General features: G+C 36.3%; 25 protein-coding genes and 1 tRNA gene. 15 read left to right on the plus strand and 11 right to left on the minus strand.

Going from position 1 to position 23,495, the window contains the following annotated elements; genetic code table 11:
* Window positions 1-287 precede the first annotated feature (287 nt).
* The 6 genes from ACO052_RS02800 (at window position 288) to ACO052_RS02825 (ending at window position 3,656) form a co-directional block, all read left to right on the plus strand.
* Entirely contained in the window at window positions 288-1,193 is a 906-nt protein-coding gene (locus tag ACO052_RS02800; protein ID WP_422106498.1) for a helix-turn-helix domain-containing protein, read from the plus strand.
* Window positions 1,194-1,290: 97 nt separating this feature from the next.
* Window positions 1,291-1,497, plus strand: a complete 207-nt coding sequence (locus tag ACO052_RS02805; RefSeq protein ID WP_422106499.1) for a hypothetical protein — start codon at window positions 1,291-1,293, stop codon at window positions 1,495-1,497.
* Window positions 1,498-1,527: 30 nt separating this feature from the next.
* A complete protein-coding gene (locus ACO052_RS02810; protein ID WP_422106500.1) occupies window positions 1,528-1,929 on the plus strand; it encodes a cupin domain-containing protein in 402 nt (133 codons plus the stop codon).
* A gap of 94 nt (window positions 1,930-2,023) precedes the next feature.
* The gene (locus ACO052_RS02815) at window positions 2,024-2,587 is read left to right on the plus strand and encodes a Crp/Fnr family transcriptional regulator (protein ID WP_422106501.1); all 564 of its coding nucleotides are present in this window, start codon (window positions 2,024-2,026) and stop codon (window positions 2,585-2,587) included.
* An 11-nt stretch (window positions 2,588-2,598) separates the two neighbouring features.
* On the plus strand, window positions 2,599-3,189 hold the full coding sequence (locus tag ACO052_RS02820) for an SRPBCC domain-containing protein (protein ID WP_422106502.1): 591 nt from the start codon (window positions 2,599-2,601) through the stop codon (window positions 3,187-3,189).
* The gene (locus ACO052_RS02825; RefSeq protein WP_422106503.1) at window positions 3,186-3,656 is read left to right on the plus strand and encodes a YdeI/OmpD-associated family protein; all 471 of its coding nucleotides are present in this window, start codon (window positions 3,186-3,188) and stop codon (window positions 3,654-3,656) included. Before ACO052_RS02820 ends, ACO052_RS02825 begins: the two co-directional genes overlap by 4 nt.
* Window positions 3,657-3,831: 175 nt before the next feature.
* On the opposite strand, the gene ACO052_RS02830 is transcribed toward ACO052_RS02825, so the two are convergent.
* Both ACO052_RS02830 and ACO052_RS02835 read right to left on the minus strand, forming a co-directional pair.
* Window positions 3,832-5,157, minus strand: a complete 1,326-nt coding sequence (locus tag ACO052_RS02830; protein ID WP_422106504.1) for a DUF6624 domain-containing protein — start codon at window positions 5,155-5,157, stop codon at window positions 3,832-3,834.
* A 64-nt stretch (window positions 5,158-5,221) separates the two neighbouring features.
* On the minus strand, window positions 5,222-6,049 hold the full coding sequence (locus tag ACO052_RS02835) for a helix-turn-helix domain-containing protein (RefSeq protein ID WP_422106505.1): 828 nt from the start codon (window positions 6,047-6,049) through the stop codon (window positions 5,222-5,224).
* Window positions 6,050-6,198: 149 nt separating this feature from the next.
* Between ACO052_RS02835 and ACO052_RS02840 the strand changes: the two genes are divergently transcribed.
* The 7 genes from ACO052_RS02840 (at window position 6,199) to ACO052_RS02870 (ending at window position 11,850) form a co-directional block, all read left to right on the plus strand.
* A complete protein-coding gene (locus tag ACO052_RS02840) occupies window positions 6,199-7,101 on the plus strand; it encodes a helix-turn-helix domain-containing protein (protein ID WP_422106506.1) in 903 nt (300 codons plus the stop codon).
* A gap of 112 nt (window positions 7,102-7,213) precedes the next feature.
* Window positions 7,214-8,023 carry an aldo/keto reductase gene (locus ACO052_RS02845; protein WP_422106507.1) on the plus strand — a complete coding sequence of 270 codons (810 nt, stop codon included), beginning with the start codon at window positions 7,214-7,216 and terminating at the stop codon, window positions 8,021-8,023.
* Window positions 8,020-8,208, plus strand: a complete 189-nt coding sequence (locus tag ACO052_RS02850; protein ID WP_422106508.1) for a hypothetical protein — start codon at window positions 8,020-8,022, stop codon at window positions 8,206-8,208. The genes ACO052_RS02845 and ACO052_RS02850 overlap by 4 nt, the downstream gene beginning before the upstream one ends.
* A gap of 76 nt (window positions 8,209-8,284) precedes the next feature.
* Window positions 8,285-9,622: an MFS transporter gene (locus tag ACO052_RS02855; protein WP_422106509.1), complete on the plus strand. Its 1,338-nt coding sequence runs from the start codon at window positions 8,285-8,287 to the stop codon at window positions 9,620-9,622.
* A gap of 196 nt (window positions 9,623-9,818) precedes the next feature.
* Window positions 9,819-10,400: a TetR/AcrR family transcriptional regulator gene (locus tag ACO052_RS02860; protein WP_422106511.1), complete on the plus strand. Its 582-nt coding sequence runs from the start codon at window positions 9,819-9,821 to the stop codon at window positions 10,398-10,400.
* Between the two features lie 134 nt (window positions 10,401-10,534).
* Window positions 10,535-10,975, plus strand: coding sequence for a hypothetical protein (locus tag ACO052_RS02865; protein ID WP_422106512.1), 441 nt, complete (start codon window positions 10,535-10,537; stop codon window positions 10,973-10,975).
* Window positions 10,976-11,034: 59 nt separating this feature from the next.
* Window positions 11,035-11,850 (plus strand): alpha/beta fold hydrolase, encoded by an 816-nt coding sequence (locus tag ACO052_RS02870; protein ID WP_422106513.1) that lies wholly within the window; start codon window positions 11,035-11,037, stop codon window positions 11,848-11,850.
* A gap of 13 nt (window positions 11,851-11,863) precedes the next feature.
* On the opposite strand, the gene ACO052_RS02875 is transcribed toward ACO052_RS02870, so the two are convergent.
* From ACO052_RS02875 to ACO052_RS02910, 8 genes are all read right to left on the minus strand, one after another.
* A complete protein-coding gene (locus tag ACO052_RS02875) occupies window positions 11,864-13,075 on the minus strand; it encodes a DUF763 domain-containing protein (protein ID WP_422106514.1) in 1,212 nt (403 codons plus the stop codon).
* A 100-nt stretch (window positions 13,076-13,175) separates the two neighbouring features.
* Window positions 13,176-13,772 (minus strand): DNA-3-methyladenine glycosylase family protein, encoded by a 597-nt coding sequence (locus tag ACO052_RS02880; RefSeq protein ID WP_422106515.1) that lies wholly within the window; start codon window positions 13,770-13,772, stop codon window positions 13,176-13,178.
* A gap of 13 nt (window positions 13,773-13,785) precedes the next feature.
* Window positions 13,786-14,994 carry a hypothetical protein gene (locus ACO052_RS02885; protein WP_422106516.1) on the minus strand — a complete coding sequence of 403 codons (1,209 nt, stop codon included), beginning with the start codon at window positions 14,992-14,994 and terminating at the stop codon, window positions 13,786-13,788.
* Between the two features lie 13 nt (window positions 14,995-15,007).
* The gene (locus tag ACO052_RS02890; protein WP_422106517.1) at window positions 15,008-15,778 is read right to left on the minus strand and encodes an outer membrane lipoprotein-sorting protein; all 771 of its coding nucleotides are present in this window, start codon (window positions 15,776-15,778) and stop codon (window positions 15,008-15,010) included.
* A gap of 2 nt (window positions 15,779-15,780) precedes the next feature.
* A complete protein-coding gene (locus ACO052_RS02895) occupies window positions 15,781-18,138 on the minus strand; it encodes an efflux RND transporter permease subunit (protein ID WP_422106518.1) in 2,358 nt (785 codons plus the stop codon).
* A 14-nt stretch (window positions 18,139-18,152) separates the two neighbouring features.
* Window positions 18,153-19,289, minus strand: coding sequence for an adenylate/guanylate cyclase domain-containing protein (locus tag ACO052_RS02900; protein ID WP_422106519.1), 1,137 nt, complete (start codon window positions 19,287-19,289; stop codon window positions 18,153-18,155).
* A gap of 3 nt (window positions 19,290-19,292) precedes the next feature.
* Entirely contained in the window at window positions 19,293-19,955 is a 663-nt protein-coding gene (locus ACO052_RS02905) for a DUF2461 domain-containing protein (RefSeq protein ID WP_422106520.1), read from the minus strand.
* A 48-nt stretch (window positions 19,956-20,003) separates the two neighbouring features.
* The gene (locus ACO052_RS02910; protein ID WP_422106521.1) at window positions 20,004-20,609 is read right to left on the minus strand and encodes a TetR/AcrR family transcriptional regulator; all 606 of its coding nucleotides are present in this window, start codon (window positions 20,607-20,609) and stop codon (window positions 20,004-20,006) included.
* 661 nt (window positions 20,610-21,270) lie between these two features.
* Between ACO052_RS02910 and ACO052_RS02915 the strand changes: the two genes are divergently transcribed.
* Together ACO052_RS02915 and ACO052_RS02920 are read left to right on the plus strand one after the other, a co-directional pair.
* A complete protein-coding gene (locus ACO052_RS02915; protein WP_422106522.1) occupies window positions 21,271-22,161 on the plus strand; it encodes a helix-turn-helix domain-containing protein in 891 nt (296 codons plus the stop codon).
* A 90-nt stretch (window positions 22,162-22,251) separates the two neighbouring features.
* Window positions 22,252-22,923 carry an SDR family oxidoreductase gene (locus ACO052_RS02920; protein ID WP_422106523.1) on the plus strand — a complete coding sequence of 224 codons (672 nt, stop codon included), beginning with the start codon at window positions 22,252-22,254 and terminating at the stop codon, window positions 22,921-22,923.
* 234 nt (window positions 22,924-23,157) lie between these two features.
* On the opposite strand, the gene ACO052_RS02925 is transcribed toward ACO052_RS02920, so the two are convergent.
* Window positions 23,158-23,231: transfer RNA gene (locus ACO052_RS02925), tRNA-Ala, on the minus strand.
* Window positions 23,232-23,495 lie beyond the last annotated feature (264 nt).

Raw genomic sequence — 23,495 nt, forward strand, 5'->3', positions numbered from 1 at the left:
ACTCAAAATATCTAATGAAGTTATCTCAAAACCTTGAATACTGTCATTCTGAGCGAAGTCGAAGAATCTTAAGCTACTTATAAGACATTTCGACTGCTTCGCACTGTGCTTTCAATCAAAATATATTTTGCTTTCAACCAATGCTCAATGTGACAGATAAAAATTGTGTAGGCTTTGAGATAACTTTCAAATCAACAGTATAAAATTGATTTAGTGTTGGATGGAAACGGCGGCAATTCAGTAATGAAGGTCGCTGTTTTTATTGGAAAAAACATTATCTTTTAAGGGTGAAAATAGACGGTATCTACACTTTATCCACTATTAAGGAGTACTTTGACTTTATCAATTTCGAGTGCCCAATTTTTAACGGATTTGCCATTGGCCGATTAGAAGATTCTGCGAAGGTGATTCCACAAAAAATGCCACCTTATCGAAAACGATTCTATAAAATCATGCTTATTCTGAGCGGTGAAATTGATATGCACAACAATCAAAATACAGGGCATCTTCAAAATAACACCTTGTTTTTTTCAGGTGAAGGCCATATTCAATCTTGGGAAAGTATTGCACCTATGACTGGCTTCATCATCTATTTTACCTCGGATTTCTATTCAGTAGTGCATAAAAAGAATAAACTACATTCCGATTTTCCGTTTTTTACCCAAAATGCCTCAATGAGCATTAGCATCACGCCACAAGAAAGCGAACATCTGAAGCACACTTGTGAGAACATCATCATGATGTCAGAACAAGATTTACCTAATAAGGAAGATATTTTTAGATCCTATCTCAACATCTTACTGTTAGAATCTAAAAACCTATATGAAGCAAAGTTGGGGACGCAAGACGTATCCCAAGATTCCGACAAACGGATTCTTAGGGATTTTCAATCACTTATTGAACAGCAATATGGCACGGAAAAAGAGAATGTACTTAAATCCGTAAAGGAATTTGCAAACCAGTTGTCCATTCATCCTACGCACTTAAATTATGTGGTAAAAAGCTTAACTGGAAATACAGCTTTACAACTTATTCATAATAGAAAACTTCAAGAGGCAAAGTCCTTATTACTTCAAACCTCTAAAACAGTTAGCGAAGTTGCTTACGATTTACACTTTGATAATCCTACCCATTTTGTGCGTTTTGTAAAGAATAAAACCGGCAAAACACCCCGTCAACTGCGCAATACTTAAAAGTGGTCATCTCTTCTTTGTTTTTGGTTGAGTTAACAGCTAATAACAGCCTTAATTTTACATCATATTAATTAAGGATCATTAAAAGAAAATAACCATGAAAAAATTAAAAACATCCTTTATTGTTTGGATAGCCATCTATCCTGCGATAACAGCAATACTATTGGTTTTTGGAACATATCTAAATCACTTACCCATTTTGCTTCGTACCTTTATTTTGACCATAATCTTAGTTCCTTTAATGGTATATATTTTAATTCCGTTTTGGACCAAAGTATTTAACAGCGTTAAGTCAGGTAAATAATAATCACAAATAATTTTAAATATTAAAATCATGCCTAAAAAATCGAGAATAAACCCCGTACATATATCAAAAGACCAATGGCTAAAACAACAAAACCCACCAAAAGGTGTCCTAGAAGGTCATGCCTATGGCGCCGATGTCGTCGTTATACGATATGCTGTTGATAAGGTTGGAGAAGGGCCAAATCTACACATGCACCCTTACGATGAAATCTTTCATATTCTAGAAGGAACTGCAGAATTTACTGTTGGAGACAAGCAGTTTATTGCCAAAGAAGGAGATTTGGTCATTGGACCCGCAAATATTCCCCATGCCTATAAAAATGTAGGGCCTGGCAGACTAGATTCTCTAGACATTCATCTTAATAACGAATGGATTCAATACGATTTGCCGCGAGAAGGTGAAACATTGAGTGCTGAAGAGTTGTCATAATTTTAGATTGTTGCTTTTGTTGAATATTGATTTTCAAAAAATAAAATCTACTATTAACTCTAAAAGTTTAAATTTAAGACTAAATTAGATTCTATTGAATAACCTAAGATCTGAAATAAAAAGATTATCTCAGGGAACTGAAGAAGAGATTACAGAGATCTATGATAAGCTAACTTTAGTTTTATTTGAAAAGGGAGAATTTCTTCTGAAGCAGAATCATATTTGCAATCAATATTTTTTTATCGAGAGTGGTTCTGTGCGGTTATACTATTGGAAAAATGACAAAGAATACACCGTTTGGTTAGGAACAGAAGGTCAAATATTTACAGAATTAGATAGTTATCTCAATCAAACTCCAGCTCTAGTTTCTATCGAAAGTATGGAGAAGTCGCAAGTTTATGTAATTACAAAAGAAAAAAGTAATGCCTTAGCAAGAAAATCTAGCGCATATAACACCCTTCTTCGCCGCACTGTAGAGGAAGCTTTTGCGAATATGAGCAGAAACATTATTTCTTTTCAAAGTGAAGATGCTACAGAACGCTATTTAAGAGTTGAAGCAGAAAAAAATTGGTTAAACAAGTATCCCTTAAAATACATTTCTAGTTTTATTGGAGTTACACAAAGTTCGCTAAGTAGATTAAGAGCAAAAAGAGATTAATTTTTTGTCCTATGGCAAAAAATAGAAATTATGTTAAGTATAATTTTGTTGAACAAAAACTACTTAAAATGATAACAACTATGCTCTTAACAATAGGTATGAGCCTATTTATTAGTTTGTTGGTCCTAAATGCGAAGCTTCCAACAAAGATTCAATATGTTGAAGAAGTAACGATAAATGCCCCTATTCATTCTATTTATGATGCTGTTAGGTATCAAGAGCAATTAATGGCGTGGTCAGCTTGGCCGAAAGCAACCAAATCACAATGCGCAGTAAAAAATGTTGATGGTAAATTAGGAGCTCAAACGGTCTATCTTAAAAATGGAAAACAGTTTGGCTACCAAGAAGTAACAGACTTACAAGACAATGAAAAAGTGAGTTTCTATTTAACAAGTAAGGCACCATTTGAACAAGACACTAGATTGCATTTTTATTTTCAAGAAAGAGATAACAATAATACCAATGTTATGCTTTACTTTGATAACACCCTAAAAAGACCCAGTCATATATTTCCTCATATATTGGGGATTATAAAATGGACCCATGGCATGCATTTAAAAGATTTAGCCGGATTAAAAAAATACGTTGAAAATAAAGCATGACATCTTACGAAGGGCAACAAACGATAAAACAACTTGAAAAACGAAAAGGTGGCTATTATTATTTAAAAATAGAAGCCTCAATAGTTGAGCAGTTTCCCCACAAAAGAAAAACCAGATTGATTTGTGAAATTGATCAAATTGTATCTTATAGATGTGGCCTTAACCATCTAGGCGATGGTAATTTTTTTATTATTCTTGCTAGTAAATATCTGAAGACACTTGATAAAAAGCTTGGAGATGTTATTGATTATATCATAAAAGTAGATCCAGATCAATTAGGAGTTGATATTCCGGAAGTATTGCAAGTTCTTTTAGACCAAGATGAAGAGGCAAAATCGAAATTTAGTACATTAACAGATGGAAAAAAAAGGAGTTTGATTTACGCCATATTAAAAATCAAGGATATTGATAAACAAGTAAAAACGATATTGCATTTCTTGTTTGAAAAAACTGGTAAAAGATCATAAATAATAAGTGTCTTTTCCTACCACTTAAAGAAAATAGAAGACTCCTATAATCCTTATTCATAAATCATTGACGTTATTATTCCTTGATGTATAAGTATATGGAATATGCTTAAAACAGTAGTTTTAGACATTATCAAAGACTTTTGTTTGTATCTTCAATTATCATCTCGATTTATTAATATTCTAATAACTGCTCTATACTACTCCACTGAGGCAATAGTCTCAATCTCTCAAATGCCCCATCCTCTGCTATCATATTTCTGCCTTCCCACGCCCTCCAAATCAGGACTTTTAGAATTTTAAAGCTTAAGTCGTCAAATGTATCTTTATCTGTCATTGCAAGTGCTACGGCGGCTTGGTATAATTGATCATTAGAAACATTCCCATACGATTTTATAGCTTTTGTGAGATAGGCTCGCGCCGAATCCGCTTGATGCGTATTTAGCATTTTCTTAAATGTTTTTAGGTTCTCCTGTGCCTCCAAATAAGCGATTTTAGCCATGTCTTTGGCTTCAGAAATGGTAGGTGACTTGTAACTAAAGCCATGATAAATAGCGTACACTTCAACGGGTTCTGCCAAGCCTAAATGATAGCGTCTTTGATTCACAAGGGCTGCATCAATAATAGGGTAAGGTGCCTTATCTGACATGCTCGAACCATAGGTTTGTTTTTGCCACAGATCCCTAGCGATGCGATCGCTCAATTCGGCATAGTGATTGGGATTACAATCCCCTTTATCAACGCAAGCCTTTATAAGCGACAAACACTTTTTTTTGTAAAATACATTAGGATGATGTTGTGGTATGGCCCAAGCTAGCTTAGAACCGTCTTCACCTACCATAGTATTACCGGGCCATCCGTATTGCCCAACAATACTATCTAATCTATTCCCATTTATGATCCATTGCTCAATAACCGATTGAAAGAGACTATCGTTTTGGACTTTTGTAATCTTATCTCCAAAGGACCTAACCTGCGCTTCGTAACGCCTTAACACGTTTTGATCCTCAGACCACATGTGCTCAAGAGCTAGCAGAACTTCAGGGTTTGAAATATGATCGCGATAGGTTTTGGCATTGGAATTTATTTTGTTCACAAAGCCGTCCCATCTTTTATCAGGTTTTAAAGTGTCCAGTTCACGCAAGGAGTGTAGCAATTCAATATCTCTCATACCTGCTTCGACGGCGCGTTCAAAAGCCATAAATGCCTTATCAAGGCTTCCGTTTGGAGCGTAAATAGTAGCACAGAATAAGTAGTTTTCCCAATTCTTTTTTGGCATGAGCTCTGAAGCTTCAAATAATTTATCTGCTGCCTCGATGGAAGGTCCATCACCCATCAATTGATAAGCTTCGACAATTTTATCTACCCATTCAGAATTAAAATAAGTTGTTCGAGATTCTGAGGACGCACTATCTGCTTTGCGTTTTTTAGAATTACAGCTTATGCAAGAACAAAATAGAATTAAACATACACTGGCCTTAATTAATCGTCTTGTTTTCATTGGATTGATTTTTTGACAAATTAAGTGAAACGCCTTTAGAGAAAATTGAACGAAATTGGTGTAACTACAATTTTATATAGTCCTTTGGTCTATATCCCGTCATTGCCCTAAATGTTCTGGTGAAGTGGCTCTGATCCGAAAAACCACAGAGATATGCAATCTCGGTTAAAGAATAGCGATTTGTTCTTAGATATTCTGTTGCCCTTGCCACTTTTAATTGCCTCCTGTATACACCGTAAGTACACTGAAAATAGGTTCTAAAGTATTTTGAGATATTGGTCGGATGAATATTTGATATATTGGACAGTTCTTCTAAGGATATATGCTCGTCCCATCGGTCATTTAATACTTCTTTTATTTTGTGCATCCAATCAGGAACTTTTTCCAAGTCATAACCGTTTAATGCCTGTTCTATAAATTCTGTAAAGATCATAAATGAAGCCTCATTCGAATCATCATCTCGAATGGACAACTCCCTTAGTAATTTGAGAAAAGTAAGACTGGGTAAACGACTTTTATGTACAGCTTGTTCCAAATCACTCTCCGTATAGTCATACTTCTTAAGAAAGTCTTTCTCTATTTCTACACTAATGTGTTTTGATGGGAATTCGATATAGTCGTTCTTATGTGGCTCAAAGGCATGGTAAAAATTGATGGACCCCATGGTTCTTAACTCAGACCCGTAACCTTTATGCTCTACATTCCTTCCATAAAGCACAAAACTCAACATGGCATTCTCATGAAAATGCCAAATACCCGTATCGACGGAAGAGGCATATTCCGTAGTTCCAATAGATAGTCCTTCGTACTCGGTAGTTTTATACTGGGGCGCTAAAAACTCTCCTTTTCTTAAGGCAATAGGAGGTCTTATATCAGATAATACATCTTTCATGTGTCAATTATAGAGCAATTGGTTGTCAGTTATTAGGACGATTAAATACTGACTATAGTTACACTGTCATTAAAAAAGTAATGACAACTTTCCGCTCCGAATACCTGAACTTGCTTTTTTTGCTCCTAGTTATTCCCTATTTTAATACAGTGAAAACTAATACCAGCTACTATAAAGATATTGTTTCATTACTTAAGGGGTTGAAGACCGTAACTCCTTTGAGTTCTGATTTTCACATTCATAAATTTTCAGATACACCAAATACTTGGATTAAGGAGACCAGCATTTTTAGAAGCAATACCTATTCTATTATTCTATTGACTAAAGGTGAAGCCAAATATAAAATTGGACTGTCCGAATATCACATCACCAGTGGCAGCCTTTACTTTCAGGCACCGCAACATTTGCGCTATTATAATCGCCTCTCGGATTGGGAAGGTTACGTAATCGTTTTTATGGACCCTTTTTTTGAGAACCATCCCACTCTAAAACAGTTGGTCACCCAATTTGAAGGTTTTAAGATTATTTCAAACGTGGTAATACCATTGGAAGCAGGTTTGTTGTCTGAAACAGAGGCTATGTTTGAACATCTCTACAGGATCAGTTACTCCAATAGTGTTATGCGCTTCGAAAAAGCAAAGGCCCTTTTGGAACTTATTCTACTGCAATCCAAAGAGCACTACCAGCGTCTCTACCAAAATCAAAATACATCCAAACAGCATCGTATTGTAAAACAATTTGAACAGATTGTTGAAGAACACTTATACCAATTAACCCATGGTGACATAGAACGGCAGCTCAGCATTTCTGAAATTGCTGAACGGATTAACATCAATGCCACCTATTTGGGGGAAGTCCTTAAAAAAGTAACTGGAAAGACACCAAAAGAAATCCTTTCGGACCGCATCATCCTCGAAGCGCGATCATTGCTCAACAACACAGACATGGCCATCAATGAAGTGGCCTACCTCTTACAGTTTCAGGATCCTTCAAATTTCACAAAGTTCTTTAAGTTAAAAACTGGTATTTCTCCATCAAAATATCGTAAATAATGTACTTGTTATTTGAAAAACTGGAATTTTTACCATTTCTTCTTAATTCTTCACCATAAAAACGCATGGCATTCGTTAGACATTTGTACTGTAATTAAAAACACAGTATATCATGAAAACGAATAACACATTTAAACTCGGAGATTTTGAAATTAATAGAATAGGTTTTGGTACCATGCGCGCTAGCACTGGTACTGGGATTTGGGGAGATACCCTAGATAAAACCAAGGCTATTAAAGTGATTAGAACAGCCATTGAAAATGGTGTCAACTTTATCGATACTGCTGATTCTTATGGGCCTTACACCTCAGAATTAGTCGTACAAGAAGCCCTTAGACCATTTGGGGATCAGGTTATGCTTGCTACAAAAGGCGGGGCCGTAAAATACAAACCGGGCGCCGTGATGGCCAATGGACATCCTTATTATTTGCGCACCGCTATTGAGGGAAGCTTAAAACGATTGGAAAGAGACACTATTGATATGTATTTTTTGCATCGTGTTGATCCCAACATTCCCATCGAAGAGTCAGTAGGTGCCTTAGCGCAGTTTCAAAAAGAAGGTAAAATCAAACATATCGGTATTTCGAATGTAACGCTCGAACTTTTAGAACGTGCACAAGCTGTAGCCAAAATCGATGCTGTTCAAAATGCCTTTAGTTTAAAGGACCAACGCTATAGATCTGTAGTAGATAAAACCTCTTCGGAAAATATCGCATTCATCGCCCATACGCCAGTGGCTAGAAATGCTTGGGATGTATCTGAAATTGAAATGGCACAACAACATGGGCAAACCATCAATCAAATGTCATTAAAATGGTTGTTAGATTATGCCCCAAATGTCATTTCGATTCCTGGAACGTCATCGGAAAAGCACCTCAAGGAAAATTTGGCTTCCTACAATTTAATAGCTCAACGCTCATGAAAAAGCTGAAACCCCTATTGATTATCTGGATAGCCATCTATCCAGCCATCACAGGAATACTTTTAGTGTTTGGTGATATCCTAAACCAACTTCCGGTTACAATAAGGACCTTAGTATTAACCTTGATATTGGTGCCCTTAATGGTCTATGTTCTGGTTCCTTTTTGGACCAAAGTATTCAAATAACCATAGTTTAAAACGACTTCAAAGCTTTGAGGTCGTTTTTTTAGTTATCTTTAAACAAATCCTAAATGCCAACCACTTGATAGCATTCTTTAAGTCCAATATATTTCCAATCCTACTCGTCAATTTTATTGGGATATTGGGCTATAGTTTGGTCATTCCAATACTCATTTTTATAGTTACCGATTTTGGTGGAAACGGTTTTATTTATGGTATTCTTGGTGCCACATACCCCCTTTTTCAGTTTATTGGTGCACCCATTTTGGGTCGTCTATCGGATCGCATTGGAAGAAAAAAAGTATTGATCATTTCGCAAATAGGCACCTTCTTGGCTTGGTCTTTATTTCTTTTGGCTTTTATGTTGCCAGAAATCCAATTATGGGAACAAAACAATGCTGTTACAGGACAGTATATCATGACCTTACCATTGATCATTATTTTTCTGGCGCGCATTTTTGATGGCTTTACAGGTGGCAATATTTCAGTAGCCAATGCTTATATGTCCGATATTTCCACGGATGAAGATCGCAATCGAAATTTCGGAAAGATGGGAGCATCTACAAGTTTGGGCTTTGTTATTGGCCCTGCATTTTCCGGTTTGCTGGCAAGCACCTTACTCGGTGAAATCCTACCATTATTATTAGCGGCTCTAATTTCTTTAGTTGCCATATTCGTTATCAATTTTCGACTTAAAGAAAGTGTCCCCTGTATCGTAGATACCAAAGGCGTGTCGTTTAAAAATATCCGTCGCTTTTTTCAAGTGGAACATAAAGATTGTTATACAGAAGGAAGTGAAGAAACGCAACTAGAATCAGGAAAGGGTTTTAAGCAAGTCGTAAAGATTAAAGGCGTACCGGTTTTATATGCCATTTACTTCTTCACCTTCTTTGCTTTTAGTTTGTTTTATGCCGGCCTGCCTATTTATGCAAGCCGTATACTTGACTGGTCGGCCATTGATCTGGGAGTTTTCTTGGCCTATTCGAGTCTAATAATGATCCTTGTTCAAGGCCCATTATTAACTGTACTTTCAAAACGAATGCCTAGTCAATCCCTAGTCATTATTGGTGCGTCGTTACTGGCCTTGAGTTTTGTTTTATTGTCTTATAAAAACTTATTTGTTTTATATGGCGCTAACACCTTATTATCACTTGGTAATGGTTTAATGTGGCCGAGTTTTTTAGCAATGTTATCGGGATTGGGTAGTAAAAGAACGCAAGGGGCTATTCAAGGTTATGGTACATCCATGGGGAGTTTTGCCAGTATGTTTGGCCTAATCATCGGCGGTATGCTCTTTGAAAAAGTTGACACCATGGTTTTTATGTTTGGTGCGGTCATCTTTTTTATTATTGTTGTATTGATGTTCTTCAATCAACATAATAAAACGGTTCCGATAAGGACTTTACAGCCCTCCTCATAGCAGTTGGTTATGTCATCAGTCTTCTTATATGGAATTTTTTTCCATTTTAGGTCAATGTATTCAAAATGATCATGTGGTTATGAATAGATTTTCACTACCTACTTCAACTTTCAGTTTTAAATTATAATTTTGGTCCATCAAAGTCAAAAGGAGACTATTCGGTAATTTAAGATTGAATAAAAATTCATTTATAACAATGAGAACCAAAGATGAAAATAAATTAATGGCCATATTCGATGCTACAGTGCGTCTGACTGCAACAGTTGGAATTGCCGGATTGAAAATGTCTTTGATAGCAAAAGAGGCGGAAATAGCGGCTGGTACTATATATCTTTATTACAAAAACAAGAAAGACCTCTTAAACGCAGTTTATAAAAATTTGAAATCCGAAGGTATATTTTCCGTAATGGGAAAAATTGAGCATCTTCCTATTCAAGTTCAACTTTTTAGACTATGGGAAGTTGCATTTGAATACCATGTTGCTAATAACAATAAAGCGGTTTTCATAGAACAGTTCGAGTTGTCCCCCCTGATATCGTTAGAAAACAAAACGCTAGAAGAGGATAGCATGTCCTATTTGCATAAAACCTTAGAAGAAGCAAAGAAAAAAGGCATAGTTAAACCAATAGATAATGATATAATCATTGCTTTAATTCTTGGCTTTATGAAGCATTTAGCAGCTCGGGCCACTAAGGAAGTGATAGATGCCAATGAAGAAGTGAAACATCTCTGCTATGCCATGTGTTGGAATGCCATTCGCGAAAACGATAATGAATAATTATTCATTTTAGATTTTTTTGAGTATATTTAACCATGTTTTGTAGATAATCGTTATACATCGATTCGAAAAAACGAATAGATATCGATACGTCTCTAACCATTGTTCAATACTTACATTAAATACCATCTAAAATGAAATCTCACCCAATTCTCTTCCTTTTAATTCTATTTGTATTATCAAGTTTTTCACCACAAGTAAATGTTGATAAAGACACTCAAATACTCATGTCGGCCAAGATCGTATCGAATGAAGCATCCGTTAACATCTTATTTTTTACAGATGGTTCTTACAGTCTACAGAAACTTAAAAATGGCGCAGAAACCTATTCTAAGTCTTTAATGTTATCAGAATCTGAGTTAAAGTCATTAGAAAAACTCATTGCTAAAGCAAAACCGCTTGTACTTAGAGCAACTTATACCTGCACCGAAAAAACAGTAAATAAGACTAACGCAACCCTTTATTATTTTGGTAAGTCTAACAAAACCATCATTGTTAACAATGATTGTCGAAGTAATAAAAAGCTCAATACTATAAGAGCCTTTGTTGAGCGTATTTTGGAAGAAGGCTCCTAAGTTTAAAAACATGGTTAAAAGCATCCTATAAATAACTATCTCGGTTAATTGATACAACTATGAAAAAGTCATTAGTCAGAATTGCATCCATGCTTTGGCCTAATGGGGTTACGTCTTTTGCCTACTATCAATTAACTAATCCCCAGGTTCGTAAACTACGTGAGAATGAATTATCTACGCTTAATACGGCAGATCAATCAATCCTTAAATTCAAAGGCTTTGATATTCAACTCTATATCTGGATAGGTGGCGCTAAATCTATATTACTCATTCATGGCTGGGAGGGCCAAGCAGGAAATTTTTCGGACTTGATTAAGGTATTAATAGAACGCGATTATACCGTCTATGCTTTTGATGGTCCTTCCCATGGATTCAGTAGTAAAGGAAAGACCAGTTTGTTTGAATTTACAGAGCTGGTTGGTTTACTTATTAAAAAATATAAAGTCAAGAACTTGGTAAGTCATTCATTTGGAGGTGTAGCAACAACTTATGCCTTATATCAAAACCCTGAAATTGCAATAGATAAATATGTATTGTTAACAACACCCGATAAATTCATCGAACGCATAGATGATGTTTGCCATATGGTAGGCATCAATGACAACATAAAAAAGCGTCTTGTAGAGCGACTCGAAAATGAAACCGGTCTAAGCGTTCTAAATCTAAATGTTAGTGACTTCGTAAAATCTATACATGTAAATCAAGCATTAATCATTCATGATAAAGATGATAAAGTGATACCGATACAACGCTCACGCAATGTTCATAAAAATTGGTCTGCGTCCATGTTTATGCAAATAGACGGAACAGGTCATTTTAGGATATTGAGAACACCATCCGTAATTAATGATACTATACAATTCTTAAAGAATTGATCACGTGCAAATCTTATTCGCCACTATCAAACAAATTGAGCTGGTTATTTATAGCCTTCGAAAAACCATGTAAACTTCGGCCGCCATATTTATGGGAATCTTTGTTTTCCTTTTTTACAATAGCATCAAAATTTTGACTAGGCTCAAAATTGGCCTCAGCCAGTTGAGCTAGCTTTGATAATTTCTCGATCGCTCTTAACTTATCAGTACGATTGATTTTGGCAATTTCAACAGCAGATTTCAAAGTTGTTATGGTTTCATCATACACCTCCAAAGGAATAGGAAATGGTTTCGCATTTTTTGCACCATGAGCAAAAGAAAAACGCGCTGGGTCTCTAAAACGAGATGGTGTTCCATTAATAACTTCACTAACTAATGTAAGCGACTGAAGGGTTCGCGGTCCTAGTCCTTTTAATAAAAGTAAATCTTCAAATTTTGTGGTTTGCGCTTCCTGTGCTAACCACAAAATACTTCCCAATCGTTTTATGTCGATGTCTTTGGCTTTAACATCACAATAGGATGGCACTAATAAGTGCGGTAGTTCTTTTAGTATTTTATCAGGTTGCTCTTTCGCGATATCCAATATACTTTGCTGAGTAGGTCTGGCCCTCTTATCTACAAGATTGATGATTGTTTCTTCATTTAAACCGCAAATCGCTGTATGTGGTTCTTCTACGAATGATTGTATATTTTCAGAATGCCAATGATAACGTCTCGCTCGTTTGGTTTTGGTGTGCATTCCTTGCTGGATGACTGACCAATGGCCTTCATCGCTTATGATAAAGCTGTGTAAATATAAGTTGAACCCATCTTGAACAGCTGTATTATCAACTTTGGCAGATAATTTACTGGCCCTTGAAAGGTCATTGCCATTTAAACCTGTTTTATTACCTACTTCTACTAACTCTTGCGGTGTTTTGAGCGATTCTTTTCCTTTACCGCCACATACATAGAGACCAAGCTCTTTACTAACTGGATTTATGGTTTGTTTTAAAGCGCTCATTACGGCAGTCGTAGCTCCTGATGAATTCCAATCCATTCCTATAACCGAAGCAAAGCTTTGAAACCAAAAAGGATTGGATAGTCTTGCTAAAAAGTCTTCTTTACCATTTTGAAGAACAATGGCCTCTACCATCGGTAATGCAAGCTGTTTCATCCGAGCAAACAACCAACTGGGAATAGTTCCACCCATTAGTGCCAAATCCGCATTACCTGATTTCTTCATTTTACTCGACAATAGACATTTAAGTTTATTTCATTTTAACAACAACTTGTGTTTGTACCGAATTTATTTAATGTAGAATCGTTAAGCCATCTACTTTATTTTAATTCTTCGTCAACTCTAACAAATACAAAACGGCAACAGACCCATAAGGCGCCCAATCTTCTGCAAGATATTGCATTTCTTCCTTTAAATTTTGATCGTCTTGTATATTGTAAATAGTTTTTACTGCTTTTTTTAAATGAAAATCATCCAAAGGGACGATGTTTTCTCTTTGTAATGTGAAAAGCAAAATCATGTCTATGGTCCAGTTGCCAATACCTTTAATGTTGATTAAAAGTTCTCGCACATCTGTATCGCTTAAGTCTTGCCAACTTGTTTTTTCTAATTTATGCGCTTCCCAATAGGAACACAAATTCATTAAGGCGTTATACTTTTGGCTAGACATATTTATAAACTTGAAGCCTTCTTCTCTAATAGAAAAGAGGTTGTAATGCGTAATCCTTTCACCATTTATTAATTCTTTTAGTCGTTTATATCTCATCGCTTTTCCGCGATAACGTATTTGCATATCTAGAATACAGCTCACCAAATCTTCAAACACATCACCTGACCATTGCAAGGTCGGTATAGAAATCCGAGAAGTTATTTTATTGAGATGCGGATCTACTTTTCTAAGGTGCTGAATAGCTTTTTGCATATATGACAAATTACTAGAAAAACTTTGAAATCTTTATCTGAAATAAATCATCTTCTCTAAAGGCAAAGAGTAACTCTTCTTCCGATACATTACCAAATACCCTAGCTTCAATGGCAATTTTCCAACTTTCGCCTATTCTTCGACTGCCCTCAAAACTATACAAATACGTGCTTCTTGAAACATCAAAGATGCCACCAGTGATAAACTCTGTGCTTTGAACGTCATTGAAGGCAACGCGGGTACCTACAAAAATATCGTTATCGAACCCTGAAAAGGTCAATTCTTTTCGCTCATCAAAAAGGTATTCTGAAACGATACCTACGTCTATCCCTGAGGATTTTATGTCACTAAAGGTATATTCAAATCCCGCAGTGAAAGCGAAAAAATCAAGATCATCGGAAGTTCTGTAAATACTTTCCAATTTTAGAAGCCAAGCGTCTTTAGTAAATTGGACATCGAGCCCTGTTTGATTGATTACCGGATAGCTTAATCGCAAACCCGTTTGTGGATCGAACCCTAAAAATTGAGGTTCTCTTGCGATCCCATAAAAATTTGAGACCCCAACATCAAAACTTCCTAAGTAGTGCGACCATCGAAACGCAAAGGAAGGTGACCACTCTTCAGCATAGTTTTCAAAAGGAATATCGTCGCGTTCTAAGACATCAGGAAATCTAAATCGCCCTTCCGCGCCTGGAAACTGCCTTCGTCTCGCATAGGGTAAATAGTACAATTCAAAAGTCCCAAAATTGAAGTTCTTTGTCAATTGTATCATGGGTTGTCCCAATTTATCTTCACCGTCTACACCCTCAACTTGGTCCGTTTGATTGATAATATCTACCAAGTGGTTAGATTCTGTAACGCCCCAAAACACAATATTTGATCCTACAAGGACACTCCAACCCTTACCTTTATATCTGTAAAACAGCTCTCGGATATCCACATGTGAGCGTTGGTCATCGTGCTGTGCCAGACGACCGAACAACTTGGCTCCAAATTGATGTTTTCCGTTAGTGCTCTCCACTGACAATTCAGGAATTAAAGCACCAGAGGTGAACAACTGCTCTTGTCCTGCATATAATCCTTCATTAAAAAATAGTCGTTGTTCTAATTCTAACTCAGTACTAAAATCAGACTCCCATTTTTTGTCGTCCTGGGCCAGCAAGCACTTTTGTGAACAAAAAAATATTAAAAAAAGGATGACCCCTGATGTTTTTTGCTTCATTGGAAATTGAAAATTAGTTTCTTAGACTCGATTGACTAAAATCATCATCGGTGAGACCTGTCTTGAATTCGTGGTTCGTAAACCTTAAACTGGTCTTCTTGCCGTTTTGGTGGTTGGTCATTTCCAACTCATCTGGCCTCCAATGCTTTCCCAAGTATTGTTTTTGATTCTTATACACAAGCGTCTTAAGCCTAGCGCCTTTACGGTCAAAATATTCGATTTTCTCAAAACGATGATCTTTATCGATATTCATGTACACCAGTCGTTTAGAATAACCACTTCCCGAATATAGTGGTACTTGTTCTACTACGGCTATCTTGTTCCCATCAAGCGTGGTTTCTTCAACAAACTTATGAGTGTATTTTTCGACTTCAAAAGACGTTAAATCTTCAAAGGAAAACTCACTTCCTACAAAAGGCCCTGACTTATTGGAAGATGAAATGCGCTTAACACGGTTAATTGAAGGTAAAAATAACCATTGGTCATCATCGCCCTTGCGATGTGTAAATGTCAAAGTCTTGGTTCCCCTTACATCTTTTGGGCTATTGAATTCAATCATGGATTTATCGCCATCAGTTGCAACTTCGAGTATTTGGCTTTTCATGTAGCGCTTACTCACTTGACCTTGTTTGTTGGTTAAAATCATTTCTAGTTCAACTTCTTCGCTTTCATAGCCTTTGTCATTGTCTTTACTTTGTTGTGCAAGCGCACGTCCTTTGTTATCAATGTTTGATGTTGGGTGTATCGCAAATACAAATGCGATTGTTAAAAAAATTGTTTTCATAATCATGCTGTTTTACTTGTTAAAATATTATATGTTACATTCTTCTTCCTTTTCAGAAGCAAGACCGCTGGTAGGGTTACCAAAACAACCAACAGTGCTGCCAGAATTACGATAGTGGTAATAGATGCTAATGCCGCATTCAATAAAAATGAAGATTGAGCAAGCACTACGAATCCGACACATAGAATTAATGTGGTGGATACAATGGCTTTACCTACGGTAGAGAAACTATATTCTATGGCCCCTCTAGTGTCAAGACCCATTTCGCGCTTTGCCCTTAAGTATTTGGAAATAAAATGTACGGTATCGTCGACAATGATCCCTAGGGTCATACCAAATACAGCCGTCATGCCCAAATTGACATAACCCAGATAGAAGTACCAGATACCAAAGCCGATAATGGCTGGTGCCATATTTGGTATCATACTTACCAAACCATATTTTAAGCTGCGGAAACTCAATATGAGTATTAGGGTTATCAACAGTGCAGATATCAATGATCCGGAAACCAGGCTCTTAAGTTGACGTTCTGATAAATAGGCAAATATCAATGGTTGACTTGTGCCTGTAGCGTGCATATATTCAGGCGTGTTGTCCTTGAGCCAGTTTTCCATTTTTTTGGTAAAACCAATCATCTCGCTACTCGATAAATCTTTTAAAGTAAGTGTGAATCGCGTTTCTGATTTATCGACATTCACTTGATTGTTTAAGTCCAACCCGTAGGGCAGTGATAATTCGTACAACAAAAGATATTGCGCAGCTTCTTGTTGTGACTTCGGGATGCCATAGAAGGAGGCATCATCACCGTGCATTGCTTTATTGATTTTCTTGGATACTTCAGAAAACGAACTTACATGTATGACTTCTGGTTGTGCTTTTGCAAAAGCAGCAAAATCCTCTAATTTCTGAAGATAAACCGGGTCATTGATTTTTTCGGCCTCACCAGCGCCAATGGAAAACTCTAATGAATAAATTCCCGTAAGGTTATTGTTTATGAATTCTGAATCTGTTCTAAAGGAAATGGATTCATCAAAATATTCTAAATACTCATCGTTGAGTTCGTTTTTCATCATGAAAACAGAACCGACTGCTATAAGAATTATAGAACCAATGAGTATCGGTTTACGTTGTGCTACAACAAAATCGCCAAATTTTGTGTAGAAACTAGACGTTTTCAAATCGGTTTCTGAAACTGCCTTGACTTTCATAGGGAAAATAGCAAGTAGTGCAGGTAGCATAGTCAGGGCAAAAACCAGCGCAAAGAACATACCCATGGCCGAGATATTTCCAAAGTCTGCAAATGGTGGAACATCTCCTGTATTTAACGACAAAAATCCAATAATGGTAGTGACACTTGTGATAAAAACTGGAACTGTATTGAGGCGAAGACTCTCTACAATAGCTTCTTTTTTAGTTTGGCCTTTGCGCATTTGCTGAATAACCGTAATGAGAATATGGATACAATCGGCAATAGCAAGTGTACTAATTACAATAGGTGTGTTTGCTGAAACTGAGGTCAAATCTATACCTAAAATACCAGCCATGCCCAATGCACAGGAAATAGAGAAAAACACGACCAATATCGCGCTTATGGTGCCCGAGACAGAACGTGTAGTCACGTACATCATAATTAAGAAAATAAGGAATACAAGCGGTATTAAAGTTTGACCATCGCTCTGCGCCGACTCGCTAAAGGCATTACTCAACATCATATTACCAGACATATAGGTCTGCAAATTGGGATGCACCTTGGACCAATCATTCACTACACCTCTAATGTAAGTAACGGCTTCGCTAAGTGCTGCAGGATCTGATGGCAGTTTTGTGGAAATATTGATGCCAGTAATGTTAGCTTTTTCGTTGATTAGCCTATTGTAAAGCAAAGGTTCTGCGAGCGCAACTTTCTTAATGTTTGCTATATTGGCCGGACTTAGATCATTAATATCACCCACTAAATCAGAAACATATAAGTCGTCACCATCAGCTCTCGTATATTGATAATTGGTGATAGCGTCTACACGAAAAGAATAGGGTGTTTGCCAGGCACTATCTACTAAAGTCTTTAGAGCCGTAAGATTTTCTTTCGTAAAAATATTACCATCCTTGGCTTCTATGGCAATAAGAATGTTGTCATCCTTGGAGTAAACATTTTCTAATGCCTCAAAAGCCTGAAGCTGTGGGTTCTCTTTACTGAAAAACACCTTAGAATCTGCATTAAAACCCAATGTACTAAAACCATAACCACATAGAACCATTGTAACTATGGATAAGACTAATACTAGCCATTTTCGCTTAACGACCCAATTGGCATAACGTATATTGAACCTGTTAATTTTTGATGTTTTGTTTTCTTGTTTCATTTTTTTGGTTTTTATTAATAATGACTAACAGTCACTTTTGGTTTAAAAAAAAAGGTTACGGCGCTTGAGCTATGATGCTCTGTTTCCTCTGCCAGTTTTATCGTATATGCACTTACTGGATATTCCTTGCCTTTGAGTCTATTCATAGTTAAAAGTTCTAAAGTGAAGTGCTCTTTTATTGTTTTCTCATTTTTAACCGCGGATGTGCTTATGATACAGTCCGTATTATAGAAATGGCATTGGGAAAGTAATCTGGAGGCCGTATTTAAAACGTCACCGTGATACACCAAGTGCTTAACTTCTTTTCCTATTTCGCTCTTGACCACTTCCCCATAATGGATGGCACATTTAAATGTTGGCTGAACATTATAGGTATCGTAGAAAGTGCTATTATTTTCAATTAAATAAGCTTTATAGTCCGTAAAGAGTTGTAATGCCTTTAAATCTGCATTTTTATAATCTGGCTCCCAGATAATGACCACTTCGTCACCTACATATTGGTATATTTCAAAGGATGATAGCTCAACTAACTCGTTCAGCATACGAAAGCAATCACGTAACAAATTGGCATACTTTCGTTCACCCAAATCTTCCGCTAGACGAGTAGCGCCATTCAAGTCAATAAACATAAAACCCCGTTCAACAAGCTTCGGTTTTAAAGAACTACCCATGGACTGTGATATTAATCGAAATACATTCCCTGAACGACGCTCTAGATTTGAAATAAAAAACATAAGAATGCTAGTCAACCCAAAAAAGAATACCAGTGGGACAAAAAAGGAATTGTCAATGCTCGCCACTGTCGATGCATAGACGTCGTCTACATTTTTCAATTTGAAATGAACACTGAATAATACAATATTACTGCCAATAAAGAATAATAACGATACTGAAGTTACTGTGATAAACCTCAACATATTAGAATAACCCCATTTTAGTAAACGATCACCAAGTTGCCTATAGGTTATGCTAAGAATGCATATGATCATGAGCGCCCCATTTGTGATTGCCACAAACTCATAAAAACTAAGCTCTTCAATGATTTGGCGCTTAATTACTGAGGCGTCAATAAGTAACCACATCACATAATATATGTTGGTAGCAATAATTGCTATGATGGATAGAATAATATGGTTACGTAGGGCTTTCATTTGTTATTCAAATAGTGCTTTATGAAAGAAGGCATTCATCGGTTGAAGCTTTAGGTATACGTCTTCAACTACATCTGCCAAGTTATGCTTTATAAGCGCTTCCTTATTGGGTATAATGCTAGCAGTGATGTTTTTATATTTTAGTAGCTCTGCGTACTTATGCGCTTTATCATAGCCCCGTGGTACGTTCTTTAATTTTTGATCATCTTCAGCAAGTCCACCAAAAAAGCTTATAAATTCTTTAGAATTAACTGCATTGTATAATAAAGATCCCTCATAGTGTATAGTAGCTCTAACCTCATCTAATATCTCTTTTTGAGGACGCCATAAGCCACCACCAATAAACGATTCAAAAGGACTAAATGAAAAGAATAGCCTTGCATAGCCATCATTTTTAGTCATAGGCGAAAACGCAAAGTGGTCTTTGTAAATAGGTAAATCCGGATGGAACATACGATTATTATTGATGCGCATGATGACGTTTTTGGGTTCGAATTGCTCAAAATGCTTATCGTGCTGAGATAACCGCTCTAACATTAAAGCCACTTCTTCCAGCCAATAGCTCTTGGCTTTGTTGTAAGATGACTTGTTGGCATCCATCCATTCCTTTGAGTTGTTTTTAGTAAGATTTTCTAAAAAAGTGAAAATGTATATCTTTCTATTCATAATTAACTTTTTAAATAATGACTATTAGTCACTTTTTATTAAAAAAATTTATATAGTCATTCCGTCCACAAAAACGTCAACATAAGAATGCATTAACTCCTCTATTGATAGGTTGTGTTCATGTGATAGGAATGCCCTTTTAGACTCCAAGAACTGCATCATTCCCATACATGTTCCCCAACATATGTAATTCATCAGTAAAGCGTTCAAATCTCTTTTGAAAAAACCTTCAGCTTTCTGCCGCTCAATATGTTCAACGAAAAATTCTGAAACACCTTTACTAGCCTTTTTATGTGACTCTGAATTTGTCTTAAACTCTGGACGCTCTAGGTATACTATCAATTCGAAGTATCGCGCATAATCAATGCTGTAATGATAACTCGACATTATTATGGCCTTGGTTTGTTGAGGACCCTTAGGGCTATTACGCTCACTCATCTTAAAATAATTAAGCAACTGATGAAGTGCTTTAGTGGCAACTTCGGCTAGAACATCGTCTTTGCTCTGAAAATATTTGTAAACGGTTCCTTTAGCAATACTTAGGTAATCCACAACCTTATCGATAGTAAAATCATTGACACCAACATTCTGCAAAACAATATCCGCAGCGTTAATAATTTGTTCTTTCCTTAATATAGATTTTGTATGTTTCAATGGTTATGCTCTATAATGACCCTTAGTCATTTTTTACAAATGTACATTAAAAAATTTCTTTGTTCAATAATTTTTAACATAAATTAAACAAAATATCGAACAGCTTGGCTTAAAAGTAAGCCTATACACAAAGAATTTTGCGGTATTAAAAAAATAACTTTCCAAAATTGATTTGACGCTTCATCATGTGAAGTCTTTTAATAAGAACTATATAAGGATTCAAATACATACCAAAACCACAAGTTTAAATTTTGGTCATTTCTGATGTGATTCTGGTTAACCACAAGGTGATTTCTCAAAGTAATTTTACAGTGAATTTAAAACTATAGAACTCATGAAAAATGAATATAACCCATTCGAAAACCATTCACTTCTGTATATCATAGTATCAGAACTGGTCTTTTTACATGAGACCAAAAGAATAATAGACTCCTTGGCAAATCAGTTAAAGCTCGTTTACAACAAAACTAGAACAGGCTATAAAAATCTATTGAAAAACCAATGGGTTGAAGCATCCATAATGCTTAGCGGCCTAATGACTGTTTCTACATTAATATTACTAGTAGCATATAAACTGGTAATGATTTTTTGACGCATAATATGTGCAATAAGACCTATTGGGTTTTGGTCAGTCTCTAAATATTTTGTTTAACTTTAAGCCATGGCCAAAAAAGAAATCCCTGTATTTGAAACAAGTAACGATATCCACGAAGCCACTGGTTTTGATCATCGTAGCCATATTCCAGGATTCGACATTTTTACGATGGAATCCCTTGAGCCATCAGCACGGCGATGCATGCCCCCATACCGACAAGGGTATTATCAAATAGGAATTTTAAGCGAGTCTGCTGGTGCAAGAATTAATTTAAATACGAACGAGGTAGATTTAGAGCAGTTTCCCTTGTGGTTTGTAGTGCCCGGTCAGGTATTTTCTTGGGTTCGCGATCCAGAGACCAAAGGCATTCATATCCAATTCCGAAAAGAGTTTATTTCTCAGTCCATACCCAAATTAACCGAAACATTTCCCTTTTTAAAGATTACGGAGAATTGTGTGTTTTTAATGACCCCTGAGGAGCAAAAATCCTTGGAAACGGATATGACACGTATGCTTTCCGTGTTTCAAAACCCCCATCCTTATCAAGAAAAAATGTTAGAGGGTATGTTGGTGTCATTATTGTACAACTGCAAATCGGTTTATGAACGATTTAAGACCAAAGAGAGTCATTTGTCGCGTAAGCAAGCTTTGTCCCAACAATTTCAGCAACTGGTGGATAAATTATACATCGACTCTAAAAATGTAAGTGACTATGCTTCACAATTGAATGTCACACCCAACTATCTCACAACGGTGATCAAGGAGGTCACAGGGAAAACAGCCAAGGATGTTATTCAACAGCGAGTGTTTTTAGAGAGTAAAACCATGTTGTCCTTTACATCATTAGATATTGCTGAAATAGCCTATCAGCTCAACTTTCAAGAACCTACACACTTCACGCGTTTCTTTAAAAAATATAGTGGGACCACACCCAATAAATTCCGCCAAGCTTTATAGCTTAGTTTTTTGCCATTTTCCGTTAAAAACTGGTTATTTTTTTAACCAAAGTCACCCGAACTTTGTATTGAACTTTAAAAGTGATGTGATATGAAAACGGATAAAATCGCACTTATTACCGAAACGGGTAACGGATTGTCGCGCAAATTCGCAGAAATCTTAAGCGCTGAGCATTACAGTGTGGTTATCGCAGCAAAAGGAAGTGCCTATAATGAATTAACAAAACTCAACTTAGATGGCATTGAAGTGTTAGATATTGATTTAACACAAACCGCTGGTGTCGTTCAGCTTTATTCCTATTTAAAAACGGCATACGGAAAGCTCGATATTTTAATTAACAACGCCGAAGTCGCCAACGGTTTTGGCCAAAAAATAACCGAACTGGATATTAACGAGGTGAAAGCACTTTACAATGAGAATTTGTTTTCGGTGATGAATACCATTAAACACTTAGTGAGCTTACTCAATAAAAGTGATAATCCCCGTATTATTAATATCACCAGTGGGTTGGGTGATATTAACAAAATGAAAGCTGATGACTTCTGCTATAAGGATTATAAAATGATCGCCTATGCCACAGCGAAATCCGCATTAGATATGCTGACTGTTATTTTAGATAAAGAATTAGCACCAAATAATATCAAAGTAGAGCGTTTCGATCCCGTGCGCATCGAAAATTGCACACATAATAGCGTGGATCTTTGTAAAGGGGTAGAGCGTGAATTTATAGAACTCTTGCAGCCTAAAACCCTTGTGTATTAATCTTAGAAAATTGCGCTACCCCAAAAATAAAAACACCTGAACAAAAGTTCAGGTGTTCTGCTTGATGTGGAGCATATCGGAGTAACTGCGTTGATCCGAAAAAACTTAACTTCTGCAAATAGAACACCTCGCATCATATATGATGCTGGTGTTTTCATTTAGAAAAACTTCGAAAAATTTCGCCTTTCTCTAAATGAAAACACCTGAACAAAAGTTCAGGTGTTCTGCTTGATGTGGAGCATATCGGAGTCGAACCGATGACCTCTACGCTGCCAGCGTAGCGCTCTAGCCAGCTGAGCTAATGCCCCAAAAAAATATGTGCTTGCAAAAATAAACTTTATTCCGATAAATACTAAACTTAATACAATAACTTCACAAGAAGCACACTAATGCATAAAAGTGAAACCACAAAAACAATAAAAGCTACGAGATAAAACAATAACTCATAAACATAAGGCTTAGATTTAATCTTTTCCAAATAAAAATTTGAGGTCATGAATTTGTAATGGTGTAACCAACAAATAATGCCTCCATAAGTAAAAATGACTGCTACTATAAAATACCCTTTCACA

The sequence above is a fragment of the Winogradskyella sp. genome (assembly GCF_965228925.1).
Classification (GTDB): domain Bacteria; phylum Bacteroidota; class Bacteroidia; order Flavobacteriales; family Flavobacteriaceae; genus Winogradskyella.